General features: G+C 38.1%; 13 protein-coding genes and 1 pseudogene. 8 read left to right on the forward strand and 6 right to left on the reverse strand.

The window, feature by feature from the left end; genetic code table 11:
• Window positions 1-4: 4 nt before the first annotated feature.
• The 5 genes and pseudogenes from ESZ48_RS06650 (at window position 5) to putP (ending at window position 8312) form a co-directional block, all read left to right on the forward strand.
• On the forward strand, window positions 5-1420 hold the full coding sequence (locus ESZ48_RS06650; RefSeq protein ID WP_129016563.1) for a SusD/RagB family nutrient-binding outer membrane lipoprotein: 1416 nt from the start codon (window positions 5-7) through the stop codon (window positions 1418-1420).
• 233 nt (window positions 1421-1653) lie between these two features.
• A complete protein-coding gene (locus tag ESZ48_RS06655; protein WP_129016564.1) occupies window positions 1654-3150 on the forward strand; it encodes a S10 family peptidase in 1497 nt (498 codons plus the stop codon).
• 82 nt (window positions 3151-3232) lie between these two features.
• Complete coding sequence (locus ESZ48_RS06660) at window positions 3233-4726, forward strand: S10 family peptidase (RefSeq protein WP_129016565.1); 1494 nt, start codon at window positions 3233-3235, stop codon at window positions 4724-4726.
• 63 nt (window positions 4727-4789) lie between these two features.
• On the forward strand, window positions 4790-6385 hold the full coding sequence (locus ESZ48_RS06665) for an amidohydrolase family protein (RefSeq protein ID WP_129016566.1): 1596 nt from the start codon (window positions 4790-4792) through the stop codon (window positions 6383-6385).
• A 466-nt stretch (window positions 6386-6851) separates the two neighbouring features.
• Window positions 6852-8312 (forward strand): annotated as a pseudogene (gene putP / locus ESZ48_RS06670) (sodium/proline symporter PutP).
• 1986 nt (window positions 8313-10298) lie between these two features.
• Here putP and ESZ48_RS06675 read toward each other — a convergent pair.
• From ESZ48_RS06675 to ESZ48_RS06690, 4 genes are read right to left on the reverse strand one after another with little or no spacing between them, the layout of a single operon-like run.
• The gene (locus ESZ48_RS06675) at window positions 10299-10493 is read right to left on the reverse strand and encodes a hypothetical protein (protein WP_129016567.1); all 195 of its coding nucleotides are present in this window, start codon (window positions 10491-10493) and stop codon (window positions 10299-10301) included.
• A 2-nt stretch (window positions 10494-10495) separates the two neighbouring features.
• Complete coding sequence (locus ESZ48_RS06680; protein WP_129016568.1) at window positions 10496-10738, reverse strand: hypothetical protein; 243 nt, start codon at window positions 10736-10738, stop codon at window positions 10496-10498.
• 4 nt (window positions 10739-10742) lie between these two features.
• A complete protein-coding gene (locus ESZ48_RS06685) occupies window positions 10743-11138 on the reverse strand; it encodes a DUF5675 family protein (RefSeq protein ID WP_129016569.1) in 396 nt (131 codons plus the stop codon).
• Window positions 11138-11893 carry a hypothetical protein gene (locus ESZ48_RS06690; RefSeq protein WP_129016570.1) on the reverse strand — a complete coding sequence of 252 codons (756 nt, stop codon included), beginning with the start codon at window positions 11891-11893 and terminating at the stop codon, window positions 11138-11140. Before ESZ48_RS06690 ends, ESZ48_RS06685 begins: the two co-directional genes overlap by 1 nt.
• Window positions 11894-12082: 189 nt before the next feature.
• Here ESZ48_RS06690 and ESZ48_RS06695 point away from each other — a divergent pair, with 189 nt between their 5' ends.
• Entirely contained in the window at window positions 12083-12286 is a 204-nt protein-coding gene (locus ESZ48_RS06695) for a hypothetical protein (protein ID WP_129016571.1), read from the forward strand.
• 690 nt (window positions 12287-12976) lie between these two features.
• On the opposite strand, the gene ESZ48_RS06700 is transcribed toward ESZ48_RS06695, so the two are convergent.
• The gene (locus ESZ48_RS06700) at window positions 12977-13705 is read right to left on the reverse strand and encodes a LytR/AlgR family response regulator transcription factor (RefSeq protein WP_129016572.1); all 729 of its coding nucleotides are present in this window, start codon (window positions 13703-13705) and stop codon (window positions 12977-12979) included.
• Window positions 13702-14748 carry a sensor histidine kinase gene (locus ESZ48_RS06705; RefSeq protein ID WP_129016573.1) on the reverse strand — a complete coding sequence of 349 codons (1047 nt, stop codon included), beginning with the start codon at window positions 14746-14748 and terminating at the stop codon, window positions 13702-13704. Before ESZ48_RS06705 ends, ESZ48_RS06700 begins: the two co-directional genes overlap by 4 nt.
• A 190-nt stretch (window positions 14749-14938) precedes the next feature.
• Between ESZ48_RS06705 and ESZ48_RS06710 the strand changes: the two genes are divergently transcribed.
• On the forward strand, window positions 14939-17338 hold the full coding sequence (locus ESZ48_RS06710) for an outer membrane beta-barrel family protein (RefSeq protein WP_129016574.1): 2400 nt from the start codon (window positions 14939-14941) through the stop codon (window positions 17336-17338).
• A gap of 212 nt (window positions 17339-17550) precedes the next feature.
• On the forward strand, window positions 17551-19986 hold the full coding sequence (locus ESZ48_RS06715) for a TonB-dependent receptor (protein ID WP_129016575.1): 2436 nt from the start codon (window positions 17551-17553) through the stop codon (window positions 19984-19986).
• Window positions 19987-20233: the final 247 nt, after the last annotated feature.

Raw genomic sequence — 20233 nt, forward strand, 5'->3', positions numbered from 1 at the left:
TATCATGAAAAAGTATTTTCTTATATACATCACATTTATATTCTGTAGTTGCTCTAATGATTTAGAGAACTTAAATGTAGATGAAAAAAATGCGACCTCAGCGCCGGCTGAAACGTTTTTTAACTTCGCATTAAAAAACATGTCGGATTTAGAAAGTGATCTTACTTATGGATCCAATGGTAGCCCGTATACGCTTTCAAGGCTATGGTCACAACAGATCTCATCAGTAACTTACAACGAAGGCACTACTTATTTTTCAAATTTTAACTGGACAAATGTCTACTTAGGAGTTTTGATTAATTTGCAAGAGAGCAAGAAAGTAATTGAAAGTACGGTGCAAACTCCAATGAACAGTGTCGCACTTCAAAATCAACTGTCCATCCTTGAGATATTAAGAGTTTATTCCTATAGCAAGCTTGTTGAATCATTTGGCAACATCCCTTATTCAGAAGCATTGGATGTAAATAATATTTCCCCTGCTTACGATGATGCTGAAACTATTTATCTTGATTTATTAGCAAAGCTTAATATAGCTTTAGACAATATGGATGAGTCAGGAGCCAGTTGGAGTGATGATCTTATGTATGATGGTAATACCAAGCTTTGGAAAAAGTTTGGAAGGTCATTACAGTTACTAATGGCGATGCGTATTGTCGACAGCAATCCACAAGTTGCAGAGACTAATATTATTGCAGCACTTCCTGGAGTATTCACGTCAAATGCGGATAATGCCAAGGTGGATCATTTAAATGCGCAACCAAACACTAATGCATTATATCTGGATTTAGCTGTCGGAAATAGAAAGGATTTTGTTGGCGCTAAACCGTTCGTAGATTACATGAATTCTCTTAATGATCCACGTCGTAGCATATTTTTTAAATCAGTAAACGGGAATTACATTGGTGCTCCGTCCGGAATTGTCGTAAATTATGATAGCTATTCAGAGATGGGTACATTATTCTACCAGCCTAACACTGCCGTCATATTTATTGACTATTCTACTGTAGAATTCCTACTCGCGGAGGCAGCGGAACGAAATATAGCAGGAGTTGCCGATGCCGAATTGCATTATAATAATGCTATTAGAGCTTCTTTTGAATATTATGGGGTTTCAGGTGTGGACGATTACTTAGCACAACCAGAAGTCGCGTATTCTACAGCTCTAGGAAATTGGAAAGAAAAAATAGGCATGCAAAAATGGGTGGCATTATATAATCAAGGTTTAGAAGCATGGACAGAATATAGAAGGTTAGATTATCCACAACTTTCGGCACCTGCAGGGGCATATGTTGATAAGGTACCAGTTCGTCTTATTTATCCTATATCTGAACAAACTTTAAATAGAAGTAATTATGAAGCTGCAGCAGCAGATATAGGTGGCGATTTGTTGACAACAAAGCTCTTTTGGGATAAATATTAATTTCAACCGATTATAGCACTGCATCTCGCTAAGAGTGATGTATAAAACTTTACGAAGAATTTATATAATTTATTCTAATTAGCACATGGGCGGTTTTAGGGTATATCTCTCATGCCGCTTATAGCTAAGTCTTTGAAAGCTAATTATGATTTTTTGAAGGTCTTTAATGGTGGAATTTTCAATCAATGTCACTTTATAAGATCTAACTTAACTATAAAATATAAATCAATCTCATGAAAATTTTTTATCATCTTACGGTCATATTGCTACTTTTTTGTTTCTCATTAAATGCACAACAGCGTAATACTAGTATGGATACCATGGTGGTGACTTCTGGACAAGTAACTATTAAAGGTTCTCCTGTTAAATATAAAGCTACTGCTGGTAAACAGCCTGTTTGGGATGACCAAGGGAAAATTATTGCAGGTCTTTACTACACCTATTATGAAAGATCCGATGTGAAAAATCGTTCCAAAAGACCACTCTTTTTTTCGTTTAACGGCGGGCCAGGGGCTGCCTCGGTTTGGATGCATTTAGGGTATACAGGACCGTACAAGTTAAAACTTGATGACGAAGGCTATCCAATACAACCCTACGGAGTTGAAGAAAATCCAAATTCCATATTGGATGTTGCTGATATCGTTTATATTGAACCTGTAAATACGGGCTTTTCTAGACCTGTTGATAGTATGAGCGATGAGGAGATTGCTAAAACTTTCTTTGGTGTGAATGCAGATATAAAGTATTTAGCGGAATGGATCAACACTTTCGTCACAAGAAAAAATCGCTGGGAATCACCTAAATATCTAATAGGTGAAAGTTACGGAACACCTCGAGTGTCAGGTCTTTCTTTAGAACTACAAAATCGTCATTGGATGTACTTGAATGGTGTGATTTTGGTATCTCCTACTGATCTGGGTATGGAGCGAGGTACAGCAATTGAGCCTGCAAATCTCATTCCGTATTATGCTGCCGCGGCATGGTTTCATAAAAAACTTCCTGCCGATTTACAATCGAAAGATTTGACTGACGTTTTAATTGAGGTAGAAGATTACACCGCAAATAAATTAATACCCATCATGGCTAAAGGAGGCTTTCTCTCAAACGCTGTAAAACGAAAAACGGCTGGCGAATTATCTCGATACATAGGACTATCTGAAAAGGTCATAATGGAACATGATCTAAGAGTGCCAAAAGCATTTTTCTGGAAAGATTTATTAAGAGATGAAGGTTTTACCATTGGAAGATTAGATTCCCGATACCTTGGAATTGATAAGATGAATGCTGGTGATCGTCCTGATTATTCACCAGAAATGAAATCGTGGGAACATTCATTTACCCCTGCTATCAATTATTATTTTAAAAACTATCTTAATTATAATACAGATTTAAGATATTTTATTGGTGGCCAGGCACGTCCTTGGGATAGGACCAATAATAATACGGGCGAGAATCTACGTCAAGCAATGGCTCAGAATCCATATTTGCATGTGATGGTACAGGCTGGATATTATGACGGAGCAACAGATTATTATAACTCCAAGTATAATTTATGGCAAATGGATACGAGTGGAAAATTACGTAATCGCATGAGTTGGAAAGGCTATAGAAGTGGACACATGATGTATCTGAGATCAGAAGATATAATTACTTCTAACGAAGATATTAGAGAGTTCATAAAAACATCTATCCCAAAAGAAAATCAACCGGCGGAATACATCAGAAAATAATGTTGGAAATAGCGCCTATAAAATTATATAATAAACACATGTTGCTTGGAAATAAACCAATTAAAACTCAAAAATAATGAAAATGAATAAAATTTATACAATTGCGACTATCTTGATGCTGTGTAGTCTAAACTTGAGCGCACAACAGTTGAACACATCGATGGATTCTACAGTAACTACCAATGGTGAAGTGACTATAAAAGGGGTTTCTGTAAAATATTCAGCAACTACAGGAAAACAACCTGTATGGGACGAGAAAGGCAAAATTATAGCAGGGTTGTATTTTACTTATTACCAAAGATTGGGTGTAAATAATAGAGCAAAAAGGCCACTTATAATTTCCTTAAACGGTGGACCTGGTTCGGCATCAGTGTGGATGCATATAGCCTACACTGGACCAAAAATTCTAAAAATTGATGATGAAGGGTATCCTGTTCAGCCCTATGGCATTAAGGACAACGTACATTCTATACTGGATGTGGCAGACATCGTTTATATTAATCCAGTAAATACGGGTTATTCTAGGGCCGTTGACACTATGGATGAGGATGAGAAGAGAAAAACATTTTTTGGTGTCAACGCTGATATAAAATATTTGGCTAGTTGGATCAATACTTTTGTGACCCGTCAGAACCGGTGGGAATCACCTAAGTATCTGATCGGTGAGAGCTATGGTGCACCTCGGGTTTCAGGACTTTCTTTAGAACTTCAAAATCGTCACTGGATGTATTTAAATGGTGTAATTTTAGTGTCGCCTACTGGCTTAGGAATAGAGAGAGGTACTGCTGTGGAAGCGGCTAATCTGCTTCCGTATTACGCTGCGACTGCTTGGTATCACCAAAAATTGCCTTCAGACTTACAGTCTAAAGATCTTACAAATATGTTAACTGAAGTTGAAGAATACACGGTTAATGAATTGATCCCAATAATGGCAAAGGGAGGCTTTTTACCCGAAGCCGAAAAAAAGAAAGCTGCCGCTCGTATTGCAAGATATTCGGGATTATCTGAAAAAGTTGTTATGGAACACGATTTGAGAATTCCAAAAGGCTTCTTTTGGAAAGAACTACTGAGAGACGAAGGTTTCAATATTGGCCGATTAGATTCCAGATATTTAGGAATAGACAAAATGGTAGCTGGTGAAAAACCTGATTACTCCGCAGAATTAACATCTTGGCTTCATTCATTCACGCCTGCAATCAACTATTATATAAAAAATCACCTAAAATATGAAACTGATTTGAAATATAATATGTTCGGTCCAGTACATCCTTGGGATAATAGCAATAACAACACAGGCTTTGACCTACGTCAGGCCATGGCACAAAACCCTTACTTACACGTTTTGGTTCAAGCGGGATATTATGACGGAGGCACAGATTATTTCAATTCAAAGTACAATCAATGGCAAATGGATACGAGTGGGAAACTACGTGAACGAATGACATGGGAAGGCTACAGAAGCGGTCATATGATGTATTTGCGAAGTGAGGATCTGGCGAGTTCAAATGAACATATCAGGGAGTTCCTCGTAAAATCAACACCCAAAGATGGTCAACCTGCAGAGTACAAGAGATAATCTAAAATCAAAATTTTTAGTTGATTCTAATTTTTTAATAAATCTAATTAATTACAAATTCATATGAATACTTTTAAAAATAAATTACTAATCCCAATTTGTTTGCTGCTGAGTATAAGTCTGCATGCACAGATTGAAAAAGCACCCGACAGACAAGAAGGTGAAGGTCCATGGTCACAATTGATTATTAGAGGTGCGACATTAATAAATGGAACCCTAGCTCCTCCAATTGGACCTGTAGATATAGTAGTTGAAAAGAATCGTATTGTAGATGTCCGAGTCGTTGGTTATCCTGGAGTACCTATAAATGAAAGCAGACGACCTGTCTTAAAGGCAGGAGGCAAAGAATTATATGCTGAAGGAATGTTTATTATGCCTGGATTTATTGATAGCCACGCGCACATAGGTGGGAAATCTCAAGGCACACCTGCAGAATATGTCTATAAATTATGGCTTGGACACGGCATTACTACAATCGTCGATCCAAGCAGTGGTAACGGGATCGATTGGACTCTTAATGAAAAAAGAAGAAGTGACAAAAATGAAATAACTGCACCTAGAATTAAAGCATACACTTCGTTCGGACAAAATAGTAAAAACCCTATCGCTACAGATGAGCAAGCAAGAGAATGGGTGCACAACAACGCAAAACTTGGTGCCGATGGAATTAAGTTTTTTGGAGCTAGTCCCGTAGTAATGGCTGCGGCATTAGATGAAAATAAAAAATTAGGTTTACGCTCAAAAATGCATCATGCGCAAATTTATGTTGGGAGTTGGAATGTCTTAAATAGTGCAAGATCAGGACTGACTTCTATGGAGCACTGGTACGGTTTGCCTGAAGCATTGTTTTTTGATAGAACTGTCCAAGACTACTCCTTGGATTACAATTATCAAAATGAACAAGATCGATTTGGTGAAGCCGGACAGTTATGGAAGCAAGCTGCAAAACCTAATAGCAAAAAATGGAATGAGGTGATGGAAGAGCTCTTATCACTTGATTTTACGTTAACGCCAACCTTTGTAATTTACGAAGCCAATAGAGACTTGACTAGAGCGCGTCTGGTTGAATGGCATCAAGAATATACGCTACCAAGTTTATGGGAATTTTATGCGCCAAGTCGTGAATCGCATGGATCGTATTGGCTCAGCTGGGGAACAGAGCAGGAGATCGAATGGAAAGAAAATTATAAGCTTTGGATGAATTTTGTCAATGATTATAAAAATAGAGGAGGACGTGTAACGGTAGGTACTGATGCCGGATTTATTTATGAATTATATGGATTTTCTTACCCTCGAGAAATGGAGCTTCTACGTGAAGCAGGGTTTCATCCACTTGAAGTAATAAAAGCAGCTACATTAAATGGGGCTGAAGCCTTGGGGATGGAAAAGGATATTGGATCTGTGGAAGTTGGTAAATTGGCCGATTTTGTCATTGTAGAAGAAAATCCTTTGGAGAATTTCCAAACTCTTTACGGAACAGGTGCAATTAAAATAACTGAAGACAATAAAGTGATTCGTGTAGGAGGTGTGAAATATACCATTAAAGATGGGATTATTTATGACGCTAAAAAACTGTTGTCTGATGTCAAAGAAATGGTTAGCAAAGACAAAGAAAGTAAAGGCTATAAGATTACTCAGCCGGGACTGCCTAAAAATTAATTAGCCAACCCAAATTTTATTCAAGCTAGTATCATAGAGATAGATCACTAACTAGGGTGTTAAAATTCACATTTATTTTGATTTTTAGGATGAAATTCCAAATAGGATCAAAGTGTTATGTAAATAAACAATGATCTAACCAGATCAAAGCTATTTGATACTAACTAACGTGCTCTCAATAATAGGCTGTGAAGTGATTAGTGGTTTGATATTCAATATTACGCTGTTTTATGTTGTTCAAATTTTTGTGCCTCTTTATTGATCGTAATCTGAATAAATTGAAATTCCAATATATAATGGTTTTAGAAATTTCATATCATTTGATTGTATAATTGCGGGAATGAATTTTTAAAATTAGGAGCAATTTGGGATTGTAAACGAGTAAATCCAAATACTAACTAACCAACTAAAATACTATACTATGCAAATTTACGAAGCCATTTCCATTGGGCTTTACATGTTATTAATGATTGCCATCGGAATTTATTCCTATCGAAAATCTACTTCAACGTCAGAGGAATTTTTAATAGGTGGGCGGAAATTAGGTCCTATGGTAACTGCGCTTTCTGCAGGCGCTGCAGATATGAGTGGATGGCTTTTGATGGGACTACCGGGCGCGATGTACTTTACAGGATTGTCGAGTGCTTGGATAGCAATAGGTTTGACTATCGGTGCTTATTTTAATTATATTTTGGTGGCGCCACGACTTCGAATTTACACGGAAGTGGCACAAAATGCCATTACACTCCCCGTGTTTTTTGAGAATCGATACAAGGACAAACAACATTTATTAAAAATCACTTCGTCGATTTTTATTCTAATATTTTTCACACTTTACACTTCTGCAGGAATGGTTTCCGGTGGGAAACTATTTGAATCTGCATTTGGGATGGAATATTTGACGGGTGTTTTGGTCACAAGTTTGGTCGTTGTTCTCTATACCTTTATAGGAGGTTTCTTAGCGGTAAGTTTAACCGACTTCATTCAGGGAACTATAATGGTTGTTGCTTTGTAAATTGTTCCAACCGTTGCTATTTACGAAATAGGTGGTACGGCAGAAACACTATCGATCATCCAAACTAAAGGAGACCATTATTTGAGTTTGTTTAAGGGCACAACCGCTGTTGGAGTATTCTCTCTCTTAGCCTGGGGTTTAGGTTATTTTGGTCAACCTCATATTTTGGTTCGTTTTATGGCCATTGATAAGCCCAAGGATTTGATTAAAGCCAAAAATATTGGAATCTCCTGGATGATTTTAACAGTTTTTGGTGCCTTGAGCATTGGATTAGTTGGAATTGCTTATTTAAACAAGTTTGATAATACAACCATGCAGGTTTTTGATGCCTCCAGTAGGGAAGCCGAAACAATTTTTATCTATTTTGCAAGAGGATTGTTTCATCCACTTATAGGTGGATTTCTTTTGTCGGCAATTTTGGCAGCAGTTATGAGTACCATTTCGTCTCAACTTTTGGTTACATCTAGTTCCTTAACGGAGGATGTTTATAAAGCTTTTATTAAGCCTAAAGCAACTCCTAACAACTTATTAATTGCTAGTCGCGTTTCGGTATTGATCGTGGCTTTCGTTGCATTGGCGTTGTCTTTACAACCTCGTGATAGTATATTGAATTTAGTCGGTAACGCTTGGGCTGGTTTTGGCGCTGCTTTTGGCCCATTAATACTTCTTTCGCTCTTATACAAGAAATCAAGTATGGCGGGAGCACTTTCTGGAATGTTAGTTGGTGGCTTAACGGTTTTGTTTTGGATCTATTTCGATCATCCTTTCAAAGACTGGTACGAGTTGATTCCTGGATTTTCTTTGTCGTTCATAACGCATATTGTTGTTTCAAGATTTACATATAAACCAGATTTAATTATTGAAGCTGAATTTGATGAAGTGGATGAAATCAAGAAAGAAATGATGAAATAAAAATCTGTTACTGTGGATCTACTGAGGGTTTTTAAAACCTTTGGTTGTGCTTACAAAGTTTTTTCAAGATAATATTATCTTTTTAACCAATACTTCAAACCGTATCATTAATTTGTAAGGTCAGGTTATATGGAGTTCGTCAGTCATTCCACATCCCTGCGCAGGCAGGGATCTCCACAAGTCCCTGCGAAAGCAGGGATCTCCATTCGCGATAGCAATCATTTGTAACGTGTGCAAGCAACAAATATCAAAAAAATACAACCGTTAAAATTTGGCGGGGTCAGGTAATATGGAGTTCGTCAGTCGTTCCATTTTGTTCCATAAAACTTATCTGCAAGCTAACTCGTTATTCCCACGTCATTGCGAGCAAAGCGAAGCAATCTCAAAACAAATAACACTTTTTAAATTGTAGGCTTGCATATACCATAAATAGCACCACTGCGGCGACACGTCCTCGTTTGGTACTATTTATTTGTTTTATTTCACACATTCTCTCCTTCCTCACCCGCAGCTACTTTTGTGCCCAAACCCAATAAGGTTTCGCTTCGCGAGTTTTTTTTATTGGGCACAACCGCTGCTTCATGTGATGCGAGCCTGCGGGTCGCTTCGGGCTGATCGGGCTGTCACGATTTTTGCACTATCCCATTTGCCTCCAGTCGCTTCTGTTCAGGCCTTCGTGCCTCAAGCCTTCATTCAGCCACTTCGGCAACCCGCGCAAGCGTAGCTCATTTATTACACTCCACGAGCCATCCTTTCTTCATTCCGCAATACTAAAGGCTTAATTCAATGCATAATTGTCCATAAGCATAGCATCTGCAAATTCAAATAACGAATTGCGTAAACGTATTGCTCCATTTCGGGGCTGTCAACGTTGCGTTTCACGCCATCGCTACCCTTGCCTTTGTCACCGCTGAAGCAAAAAAATCGCGCCAGCCCTGCGGTAAACCGTAGGCGTCTGCTGCCCTCATCCTTCGGGCCTATGCAGCCACCACCCTCGCTCAACTCGCAGCCGGCTCGCGCCTTTTGATTACCTGCCTTGGCTGTTTTATCATAATTAGTTGATGTAGCAGATAAATTATTGAGGTAAAAAATCTTAAGTTAATAGATGCAAATTGATTACTTTCTAATTTACAGATTCGGCTTGTACATCAGTTTGGTTCATGTCTTGATTCCTGATTCTAAAAGCGACCTGTGCTGAGCGCAGTCGAAGTAAGCGGTCTTTATTCTTTACCCATAGTTTCTACATTATAACCACTCTAGTCTTGATTCTTGATTCTAGAAGCGAAGCGGTCTATGTTCTATTTAAAACTCATACATACTACAAAGGTACAGGCATGCGGATGCGAGCGCTACAAGAGTTCGCTTCGCCTGTTTGGTAAAAAAATCTCCATCCGCCTTCGGCAGGATAGTATTTTTTTACCACAGCCCTTTCCGCAATCGCACCGTCCTGTATACAAGGCACTATGTTTAAGTTTTTATTCAGGATCCGTTTAGGCAGTCGGTGGCTGCTGGCGGGCATACGTACATCGGGCAGTCCGTTCCATGTAGGTGTTCACTTCGTCGGCTTTAAGGAGTACACGGTGCGCATCTTTTGGTTTGAGTGCTGTCTTTCTGAGCTCCCTTTTTAGGGGGCTTTTTTTTGGTCGTTCCCAGACTGACAGTGCTAAAAAGATGAAGGGCAGAGTGGGAGCGGCGATAAAATTTCGGAAAGATTTTCGATAAGAATAAAACAAAAAAGACAACAAAGATAGTTGGCTTCCTTCGGCCTCCCCTTAGATGCTGTAAAGCTCAAGCCTATCGGTTTTGCGAAAAATAGTGGCTAAAAAGCTCACGATTTTTCGGAAAAAGCTTGACAGCATCGCCCCGCCAACTGTGCCATGGGTTTTCTTTTTTTATCTTCCGAAAAAAATATCAAGGGGGAATTGGAGGACAACCCCAAATGTGTCAAAACAATAAGGAGCCTCGTGTGAAGCTCCTTAAAGGCTATTAATCCCTTACTTGAAGGCGTTTTATCCGTTTCCGAATAAATTTAATCAACAATGATACGACATAACTTACCACAGTTCCAAATGTGGCCATGACCGCGGTCTTGATGAGGTCCTCTGAATTGACATGCATCCAAAAAGAAGTAAAGGCACCACCAAGAATTGAGAATCGGATATGTGTAACATCTTCAGACATCCTTAATCGGATTCAGTCGATTTCTTTTTAGACTCCGCGGTCCCATCTTGGGTAACTGCCTGACTCACCGCCACAGCTACCGATCCCGCTACGGTCAAATAGGTGGCTACCGAAATAAGTATGGCGGGCATCACTACCGGAGCAGCTAAAATGGCGCCTCCAGCGGTGGCCAATGCGATGCCGATGTTCCGTAATTTCTTGAAGAATTTCGGCGTCGGCTTTTGATAACGTTCGATAATATTCATAATCTTATGATTTAATGATTAATTGGACTTTTTCGTTTCTGTCGAATGCCTGGTAGCATAGCGACACTAATTTTTGAAGTAATAACTTTGAATTGGTTCCCTTACCGATCCCTGTCAACTGCGTTACCGGTGCGATGCAACCTTGAAGCTCCTGTTTCGCGTCGTTCGCAGAATGTATCAGAATCAAGCTTCTGCTTTGCACCTCCAGAACCTGTAAATGATGCCCAAATTTTGTGGAAAAACGTGCTTTCAGAGTGTATTCGCCTTCCGGAATACATGAAATGGTACGTTTGTTATTTACCCAGGGCAATTCAATGGCAAATCCCAGAAACTGACCATTTATAAAGAGGGCACCGTTGGTACCCTCTTCAAAATAGGTTCTTTGGATCAGCACCGTCATTACAGGTGATCTACTGTCGCGATGGAAAGCGCGTTGAATGCACCATTTTTAAGCGGATACATCTGCCCGTTTACCTCTTGGTAGAACTCAATACCCACCACTTGCATAAGTGGCAATACAGAGTTCGCAGGCAGTGCCATACTAAGGCTGATGGCAGCCGTGTCAGCACTGTCATACGGTAAAATGGCCGTTTCATCACTTTCAAAAACCGAAGTTTCATTTTCGAAATCAAGCTCCGCAGCGCCAGATACAATTTTGAAATGCGTGGTGCCTCCCGGAGCAGCAATGCGCACCGTTGGCGCAAATGGTGCTACCGTAACAGTTACCGTGCCTGTCACCCGATCAATAGACGTCGCAATTGGAGCATACATGGTTGCTCCCAATTTTCCATTGACGTTGAAATCGAAGCCTAATAAAAGGCTCATGTTTCCGTCTTGGCTGGTTCTAAGACCACGCTCGTTAATAGGATCCGTTTTTGCAACCTCCAGTAAGGATTTTACCAATCTGCTGACCACGCGTTTGTCTTTTGCATTCTGCAAAAGTACCCGCACCGCCCCTCTGATCAGTTTACCACCTTTGCCTGCACGCCCAAACTCCGAACCGTTCTCACGTGTTCTCTGGAATGCAGGATCACTTGCCATTCTGCTCGCATCAATGCCACCTTTGGCTCTCGCCATGTGACCATCTGCGCTTTTGTAAAAGGAAATATCTCCGATAGTGCCCTTCAATTTGATAATACCAGTTTGTCTAGCCATAACATTTAATATTTTGATTATAAGCTAAAAGACAGTAACTTTCAATTAGAAATCAATAATCAGGTACCATCCTGTCCGATTCATTCAATTTTGTCCATAGTGAGCCAAAAATGTCCCCTTAGCAAGCTTAAAGATGAAGTAGGGATGAAGTACGGATGATGTATGGATAAAGCATGGATAGTGTATCAAATGAAGCTAAGAAGAATTTGTATTTACCCAAAAGACATCCAGCGCATCACCGGAAGAAGTGAGCGGCACAGTCGTAGGCTTCTCAAGGAGATAAAGGTCCATTTGGGCAAGTCGTCTCACCAGTTGGTGACTACAGGAGAATTCGCTCAATACACCGGTATTGACGAGGACCTCGTCAACGAATATCTTCAGGAAGCCACATAGTATTTGTTAGTATTTAAGTAGGTTTGAAACCCTTTGTTTTGTAACTTAGACCTAGACTAAAAGTAGTCAATCAACCCGAAATGCTATTACCACAATTCGGTCAACATAGTTTTACAAGTCTCGCTAAGTGTGATATACACTGCGTAAAAGCAAATAGTTTGAATCCAGTCGAGGTCACGAATAACTATTATAATAAGAAAAAACGCCAAGTTTACTTGAGCGTTTTTTCGTTTATAATAGTTTCAAAGCGGAGCTTTGTGGATGCGCGAAGCGAATCTAGTTTATTGCATAACTGCACTTCGCCAAGTTTACTTGAGCGTTTTTTCGTTTATAATAGTTTCAAAGCGGAGCTTTATGGATGCGCGAAGCGAATCTAGTTTATTGCATAACTGCACTTCGCCAAGCTTGCTTGAGCGTTTTTTTGTTTTAATGACTTTCAAAGCGAAGCTTTGTGGATGCGCGGAGCGAATCCAGGCAAAATATGGAAAAAACAGCATTTTACTCAGACATTAGGCTTGGCTTGTCTAAAAGAAAATTGATGGTTCTAAGCTTTTTAAGGAATAGTAAGAAGATGCTGTTAACTTGATTAAGGTGTCTTTTTTGAGTGTGGATATGCAGGAGAATTATCTCTATCTTTTAGAGTTGAGATTTCAAGTTTGGAATGAAACTTTTTAAGAGAAAACCATAATCTTAATACATCAATTTTTTTATGTTATCCATATAACCTCTACTGACCCTTACCACATCGCCATTTTCCATGGTGATGTCGTAGCTTTTAGTGTACTTGCTCAATTCCTTTACTTTGTTGAGATTGACAATTGATGATCGATGTACCCTAATGAAAACAGAATCGTCCAACCTTTCTTCCAGGGTAGAAATTCCATAATTGCTTAAATAAGTGTCATCCGTGGTTACTAATTTAGAATAATCGCCATAAGCTTCAATTCGTATGACATCTTCTACAGCGATGGTCACTAATTTATTTTGCTTTTGAACCAATATCCGCTCCGGATATTTAGACGTTTCTATAAGTAAGTTTTCTGCCAAAGGTCTTGCTTTATTGGCTTCGGTAGATTTTGATAAACGCTCTACAGCAACCTTAAACCTTTCTTTTGTATAAGGTTTAAGCAAATAATCCACGGCATGAACGTCAAAAGCCTTTAGCGCGTATTGATCATAGGCAGTTGAGAATATAATTTGAGGTAATTCCTCTAAATGTGTTAAAACATCAAAGCCAGTCATTCCTGGCATTTGGATGTCTAAAAAAACTAAATCGGGCTTAAATTCATTGATTATTTTTACAGCATCCACGCCATTATTGGCTTCGCCCAATAAAATCAAATCCTTAAAATCTTCAAGATATTCTTTTATCAATTTTCTCCCAGCAGACTCATCATCAACAATAATTACTTTTTTCATAGTTCAAAACTCACCTTTAATCCTTGTGGTTTATTGTCACTTAATTGCAAAGTGCTTTGGTACATTTTTTCCAAACGTAAACGTGTATTGTTCAATCCTACACCCTTATCAAAAACCGCACTTTTATCTTTTATACCAACCCCACTATCTGAAACTTCAAACGTCAATTTATCATCTTTTTTATGAATGGTTATTGAAATTTTTCCACCTTCAATTAATGATGACAAACCGTGTTTTATGGAGTTCTCTACCAAGGGCTGCAATAACATGGGTGGCACCATGTCATTCAAAATGGAATCGTCAACAGCAATCTCAATCTCCAAACGTTCCTCAAAACGCTCTTTTTCCAAATCGAGATATTTTTTCACAAAATCCAATTCATCTTTTAAAGGCACTAATTCTGTTTGTGAAGCTTTAAGTTGATACCGAAACAAATCTGATAATTCAGCAATCATATGACGTGTCTTTTCATTTTCTGAAGGTACGGATGCACTTATGGTATTGAAAATATTATATAAAAAATGAGGATTCAATTGGGCTTTTATAGCCGATAATTCACTTCTTAATGCTGCATTTCTAAGCTCGCCTTCCAGTTTTATTTTCTTCTGATTCTCTTTAAAATATCGGTAGGCAAAAAGGCAACCAAACTGAATCATCATAAACAAAGAGGGGATGTACCAATCCCAAATAGTGCCTGCGCCTCTAAATCTATCAGCACCAATTGAATCCATCAAGGCATAGCGTCCCTCCCTGATAAAATAAACTACGATAGGAATCAAGATGACGACAACAGCAATCTGTAAAACGGTTTTTTTATTTTTCAGCAAGTAAATCGCCAAGAACCAAATCAAAAGGGAGGCGAAAAAATAAAATAAATATTGCATTCCAGAATCCAACCAATAGCCTTTCAAATCTGCCCAGCCAAAAATTCCGTCACGCTCATAACCACCACCGTATGCCCACAAGACGAGGCGATACAACAACGAGAAAAACACGTAAAATAAAACACCAATTAAGATTTCCTTTTTCGTCACGTTTTTCATTGGTTGTAAAATTTATTAGGGGTTAAATATAAACCTTATCAACGCATTTTAAAACATAAAAGAGACGAGTGGACTTATGGCTCGACCAATTGTCCAAGCCTATTTAACTCTTAATTGTCCAACTCATCGGAATAGACGTGCATACCTTAAGCAGTCTCTTCATATTTGCATCGAATTAAAAAAAAATCAAATGAAAACACTTGTAACTATAGCTGTATTACTGATCGTTAATCTATGTTTTTCGCAACATACTATCGATGGAAAACTCTTGGACTCTGAAAATAATCCTATCAATGCCGCGGCGGTATCACTATTAACTTTTAATGAAGGTTCTTTCGTAAAGGCGGCAATCACAACTGAAAACGGAACTTTTAAAATATCCAATATTTCAAACGGTGATTATAAGTTGCTCATCACTTCATTAGGCTCAAAGGATTATACGTCCAAAAAGTTTACAATTTCAGATAACAACAAAACATTGGAATCTTTTATTATTGAAGCAAATTCCGAAACTTTGGATGAAGTGACCATTAAAGCCGAAAAACCAATGGTGCAAGTATTGGCGGACAAAACAGTTTTCAATGTGCAAAAATCCATCAGTATTGCTGGTGAATCTGGTTTTGAACTGCTTCGAAAAGCACCCGGTGTTCTGATAGACAATAATGAAAATTTAATTGTTGAAGGGAAAGCAGGCGTTTTGATCTATATTGATGATAAGCCATCTGTTTTGCGTGGCGAGGATTTAGTCAACTACCTAAAAACCATCCAGGCTACCGACGTCGATGCGATTGAAATTATCACTCAACCGTCCTCTAAATATGATTCTGAGGGGAATGCCGGAATCATCAACATCAAATTTAAGCGTGATAAAACCTTGGGGACTAATGGTAATTTGGCTTCCGGCGTTACTATTGGTGATTTTGCAACGTTTAATAATTCAATCTCCTTAAATAATCGCAACAAAAAAACCAGTTTATACGGCTCTTTTAGTAACCGATTTGGCGAAACGACAAGATATATGAATCTTTATAGGCTGCAGAATAACACTATTTTCGATTCTAAAACAAACAGTAATTATGATGTTAATAATAACAATCTGCGTTTAGGATTTGACTATTTCGCAACTTCAAAATCTACTTTTGGTATCATTTTAACAGGAAACTTTAGTGACAACGAGAACACCAGTAAGTCGAGAACTCCTATCATTCCAGAGGGCAATACTAATCCCACCTCTGTTTTGGTCGCAGGCACTGATTCCCATTCAAAAACCTCTAATTTGTATGGCAACCTAAACTATAAATTAAAACTAGAAAACAATACAAGTTTTAATGTGGATTTGGATTATGGCAAGTACACCCAAGACAGGACCAATCTTCAGCCAAACCGTTACTTCAACGGCGCCGAAACAGAAGTGATAAGCGAATCCATCAACTTTATGGATACGCCAATAACTATTGATATTGTTACCGCAAAAATAGATTATGAGCAAGATTTCTTAAAGGGGAAACTTTCACTGGGTGCAAAATATTCTAAAATTATAACGGACAATAAGTTTGATTTTTTTGACAGAATCAATGGAGAGGACATCATCAATGAAAATCGAACCAATACTTTTAAATATGATGAAAACATCAATGCAGCTTATGTGAACTTCAACAGAACTTATGAGAAATTCAATTTCCAAGCAGGATTACGTGTAGAGCGCACCAATTCAGACGGTATTTTGACCAGTTTGCAAGAAGATCAAAATGACCGAGTAGAGCGGAGTTACACTGATTTTTTTCCAAGTGGCGGCATTACCTATCAGCACAATCGGACGAATTCTTTTGCCTTAATCTATAGTAAAAGGGTTCAAAGACCTAATTACCAAAGTTTAAATCCTTTTGAATATCAAGTGGATGAACTTACATTCTTAAGGGGCAATCCTTTTTTACAGCCACAATATACCGACAATATAAAGTTTTCACACACTTATAACTACAGATTGAATACCTCTTTAAGCTATAGTTTTGTGAAGGATTTTTCGGCACAAGTTACAGAAGCGGTTGGTGATGACAAGAATTTTATGAGTCCGCGAAATGTCGCAAACCAAAAGGTCATTAATCTCGGTTTATCTTATCCAACAAAATTCAATGATTGGTGGAGCATTTATTTTACTGTCAATGCGTCAAGAAGTATTTATGAGGCAACAAATGAAGATTTTCTGTCCACTGATCAAAATACATTGAGCCTGTTTGCGCAAAACACGTTCAACATTACAAAAAGTTTTAGTGCTGAAGTTTCAGGTTGGTATAGTTCACCATCCATTTGGAGCGGAACTTATCAAATTGAGAGTTTAGGGTCATTAAACATTGCATTTCAAAAGAAATTTTTTGACGATAAACTTTCTGCAAAACTAGGATTCAACGATATCCTTTATACGTCATCATGGCGCGGTACAACACAGTTTGGTGATTTAAGAATTGATGGAGGTGGCGGAAGCGACAGCAGACAGGTTCAATTTAACTTGGCTTATAATTTTGGTGGAAGTGACGTTAAAAAAGCTAGAAGTAGAGATACTGGAATAGAGGAAGAAAAGAATAGGTTGTAAATTTTATAATCTTATCAGTTATTGTTAATTGTTTTCCATGAAATGAGTTAGTCTTCAATATATCGAAACAATTAATTCAAAGATTGATTAAATAATTTCATTGGATTAATCACATCTTTACGATTCCTAATAGTGATTTCATAACTTTCCACAAAAGCCCTTGATCATAGTGATTAAGGGCTTTATTTAAATACCTCTAAACTCAGTTGATAATGAATAAGTTTTTGTTTTTTTTCTTCAGTTTTTTATTAATCAGTTTCTCTAGTTTTTCTCAGAAGGAAGGTCGAATCATTGGTCACATTCAGGACAAAAACACTTTGGAAACGCTAATGGGGGTCAATCTTTTAGTGGAAGGAACTTCGTTAGGAACTACAACGGATGAAAACGGACGATTTAATCTAACTTTACCTGTAGGAACCTATTCTATTACAGCATCTTTTTTAGGCTACAGAACATCCACATTATATAGTATTGAAGTGACTTCAGGAAACGATAGGATCATCAACTTTGAAATGGATCCAGAATCAGAAGTTCTTGAAGGCGTCGTCATTAATTTTAACAGAAATGCTTCGGCAAAAACAACAGACATGATCACGCCGTTATCCGTTCAGCAATTGACCTCCCAAGAAATTAAATCCAATCCCGGCGGTAATTTTGATGTCTCAAAAGTTGTCCAGACCTTGCCTGGAGTTGGTCTTAGTAATGGTGTTGGCGAACGCAACGACATCATCATTCGTGGAGGTGCACCAAATGAAAATGTTTATTATCTAGACGGCATTGAAATTCCCGTTTTGAACCATTTTCAAACCCAAGGTAGTTCTGGCGGTGCCCAAGGCATCTTGAATGTGTCTTTTATTGAGAGTTTAAAATTGACCACGTCAGCGTTCGATTCAAAGTATAACGATGCGCTCGCCTCTACGTTTGTAATTAAACAGCGCAATGGAAATCCCGATCGATTTTCTGGGAATGTGCGTGTAAGTTTAACGGAAACAGCTTTGACCTTAGAAGGTCCTCTATCCACTAAAACAACTTTTTTAAGTTCGGTTCGAAAATCCTATTTAGGTTTACTTTTTAATATTGTAGACTTGCCGATCCGGCCAGATTTTTATGACTTTCAATATAAGGTCAACCATGAGTTTAATGACAAAACGACCTTGACTGCCATTGGTATTGGAGCAATAGACGATTTCAGCTTTGCGGAAACCAAAGAATCGACACCTGAGGATATTTACATCCTTCGTTCAACACCATATATCAATCAATGGACCTATACCATGGGTTTTAATTTGAATCGAAAAATTGAAAATGGGTTTATGAATTTTGCCTTGAGCAGAAACATGTTTCATACCACTATCGACAAATTTGAAGATGAACAAAGAATCGAAGAAAACCGAACCTTATTGGTCAATTCCGATGAAATTGAAAACAAATTTAGATTTGATTATAATAAATTTGTAAACGGATGGCGCTTTTCTTCGGGATTGGATGCGCAGTATGTTGGTTATTTTGGAGAGGTCTTTAATAAAATAAGCAACGAATTAAAAGACGAAAATGGTGCGATCATCTCGCCAGGACGTACAATTTCATTCAATAGCCAAATTAACTTCTTTAAATACGGCATGTTTGCACAAATTGCGAAACGGTTCTATAAGGATAGACTCCTTATTTCCGGAGGGATTCGTACAGACATGAATAGTTTTACCAATACTGGCAATAATCCTCTAAAAACCCTATCGCCACGCCTCTCCGCCTCTTATAGCTTGAATGAACGATGGAATTTAAATGGATCTGTAGGTACTTATTATAAAGCACCAATTTATACATCATTGGGTTATAAGGATGATCATGGCGATTTTATAAATAGGGATTTGGAATACACACGTTCCACGCATTATGTACTAGGTACAAAATTCCTTCCTAACCGATCTTTGCGATTTACATTTGAAGGCTATTTTAAGCAGTATTCTGATTATCCAATTTCTGAATCTACAGGAGTGTCTCAGGCCAATCAAGGTACTCAATTTGGGTCTGTGGGAAGTGAACGCATCCTATCTATTGGCGATGGCCAAACTTATGGTTTGGAACTCTTCATGCAACAAAAAATGACAGATCGACTCTTCTACGTTGCAAGCTATTCTTATGTGGTGAGTAAGTTCTCGGGTTTTGATGGCGTTTTAAAACCATCATCATGGGATAATCGACATTTATTTTCTGCAACTGTAGGATATCAATTCAATAACAACTGGGATTTGGGTCTGAAATATCGTTTTGCAGGTGGAAATCCATATACACCATTTGATATGCCCGCTTCCCAACAAAATTATTTATTGCTGGGACAGGGTGTGCTTGATGCGGACATGCTCAATCAAAACCGATTGTTAAATTATAACCAATTGGATTTGCGAGTGGATAAAAAATTCAATTTCAATAAAACATCGCTTATAGCGTATTTGGATGTTCAAAACTTATTGGTTCAGGAAAGTGAATCGAATCCAAATTACACCTTTCAGCGCAATGCAGATAACACAGGGTTTCAAACTACGAATGGACAACCTGTACAAATGGATGGGAGTAACGCCATTCCCATTATTTTGGAAAATAAGAGCGCGCATCCTCTACCTACTTTAGGGATTATCTTTGAATTTTAGAAATAAAATAAAAATTCTCTAATTTTCAGAGAAGCCTACACTTTTGGGGAAGCATGCTCTAAATCACTTAAATCTCCTGATTGGACTTTAGAAAAACGGCTGTTAGTTAAAATGGTTTTGCTTAACAGAAAGATTTTATAATGAAGATGAGTTCAACAAACAGGGCATATGCTATGGGTTTTTTCGAGAGGTGTTTTTTTCTTTGCCTCCTTCGTAACTGATTTTGTTTCTGTCTCAGGATCAGTGC

Source organism: Gelidibacter gilvus (genome assembly GCF_004115975.1).
In the GTDB taxonomy this organism is placed as follows: domain Bacteria; phylum Bacteroidota; class Bacteroidia; order Flavobacteriales; family Flavobacteriaceae; genus Gelidibacter; species Gelidibacter gilvus.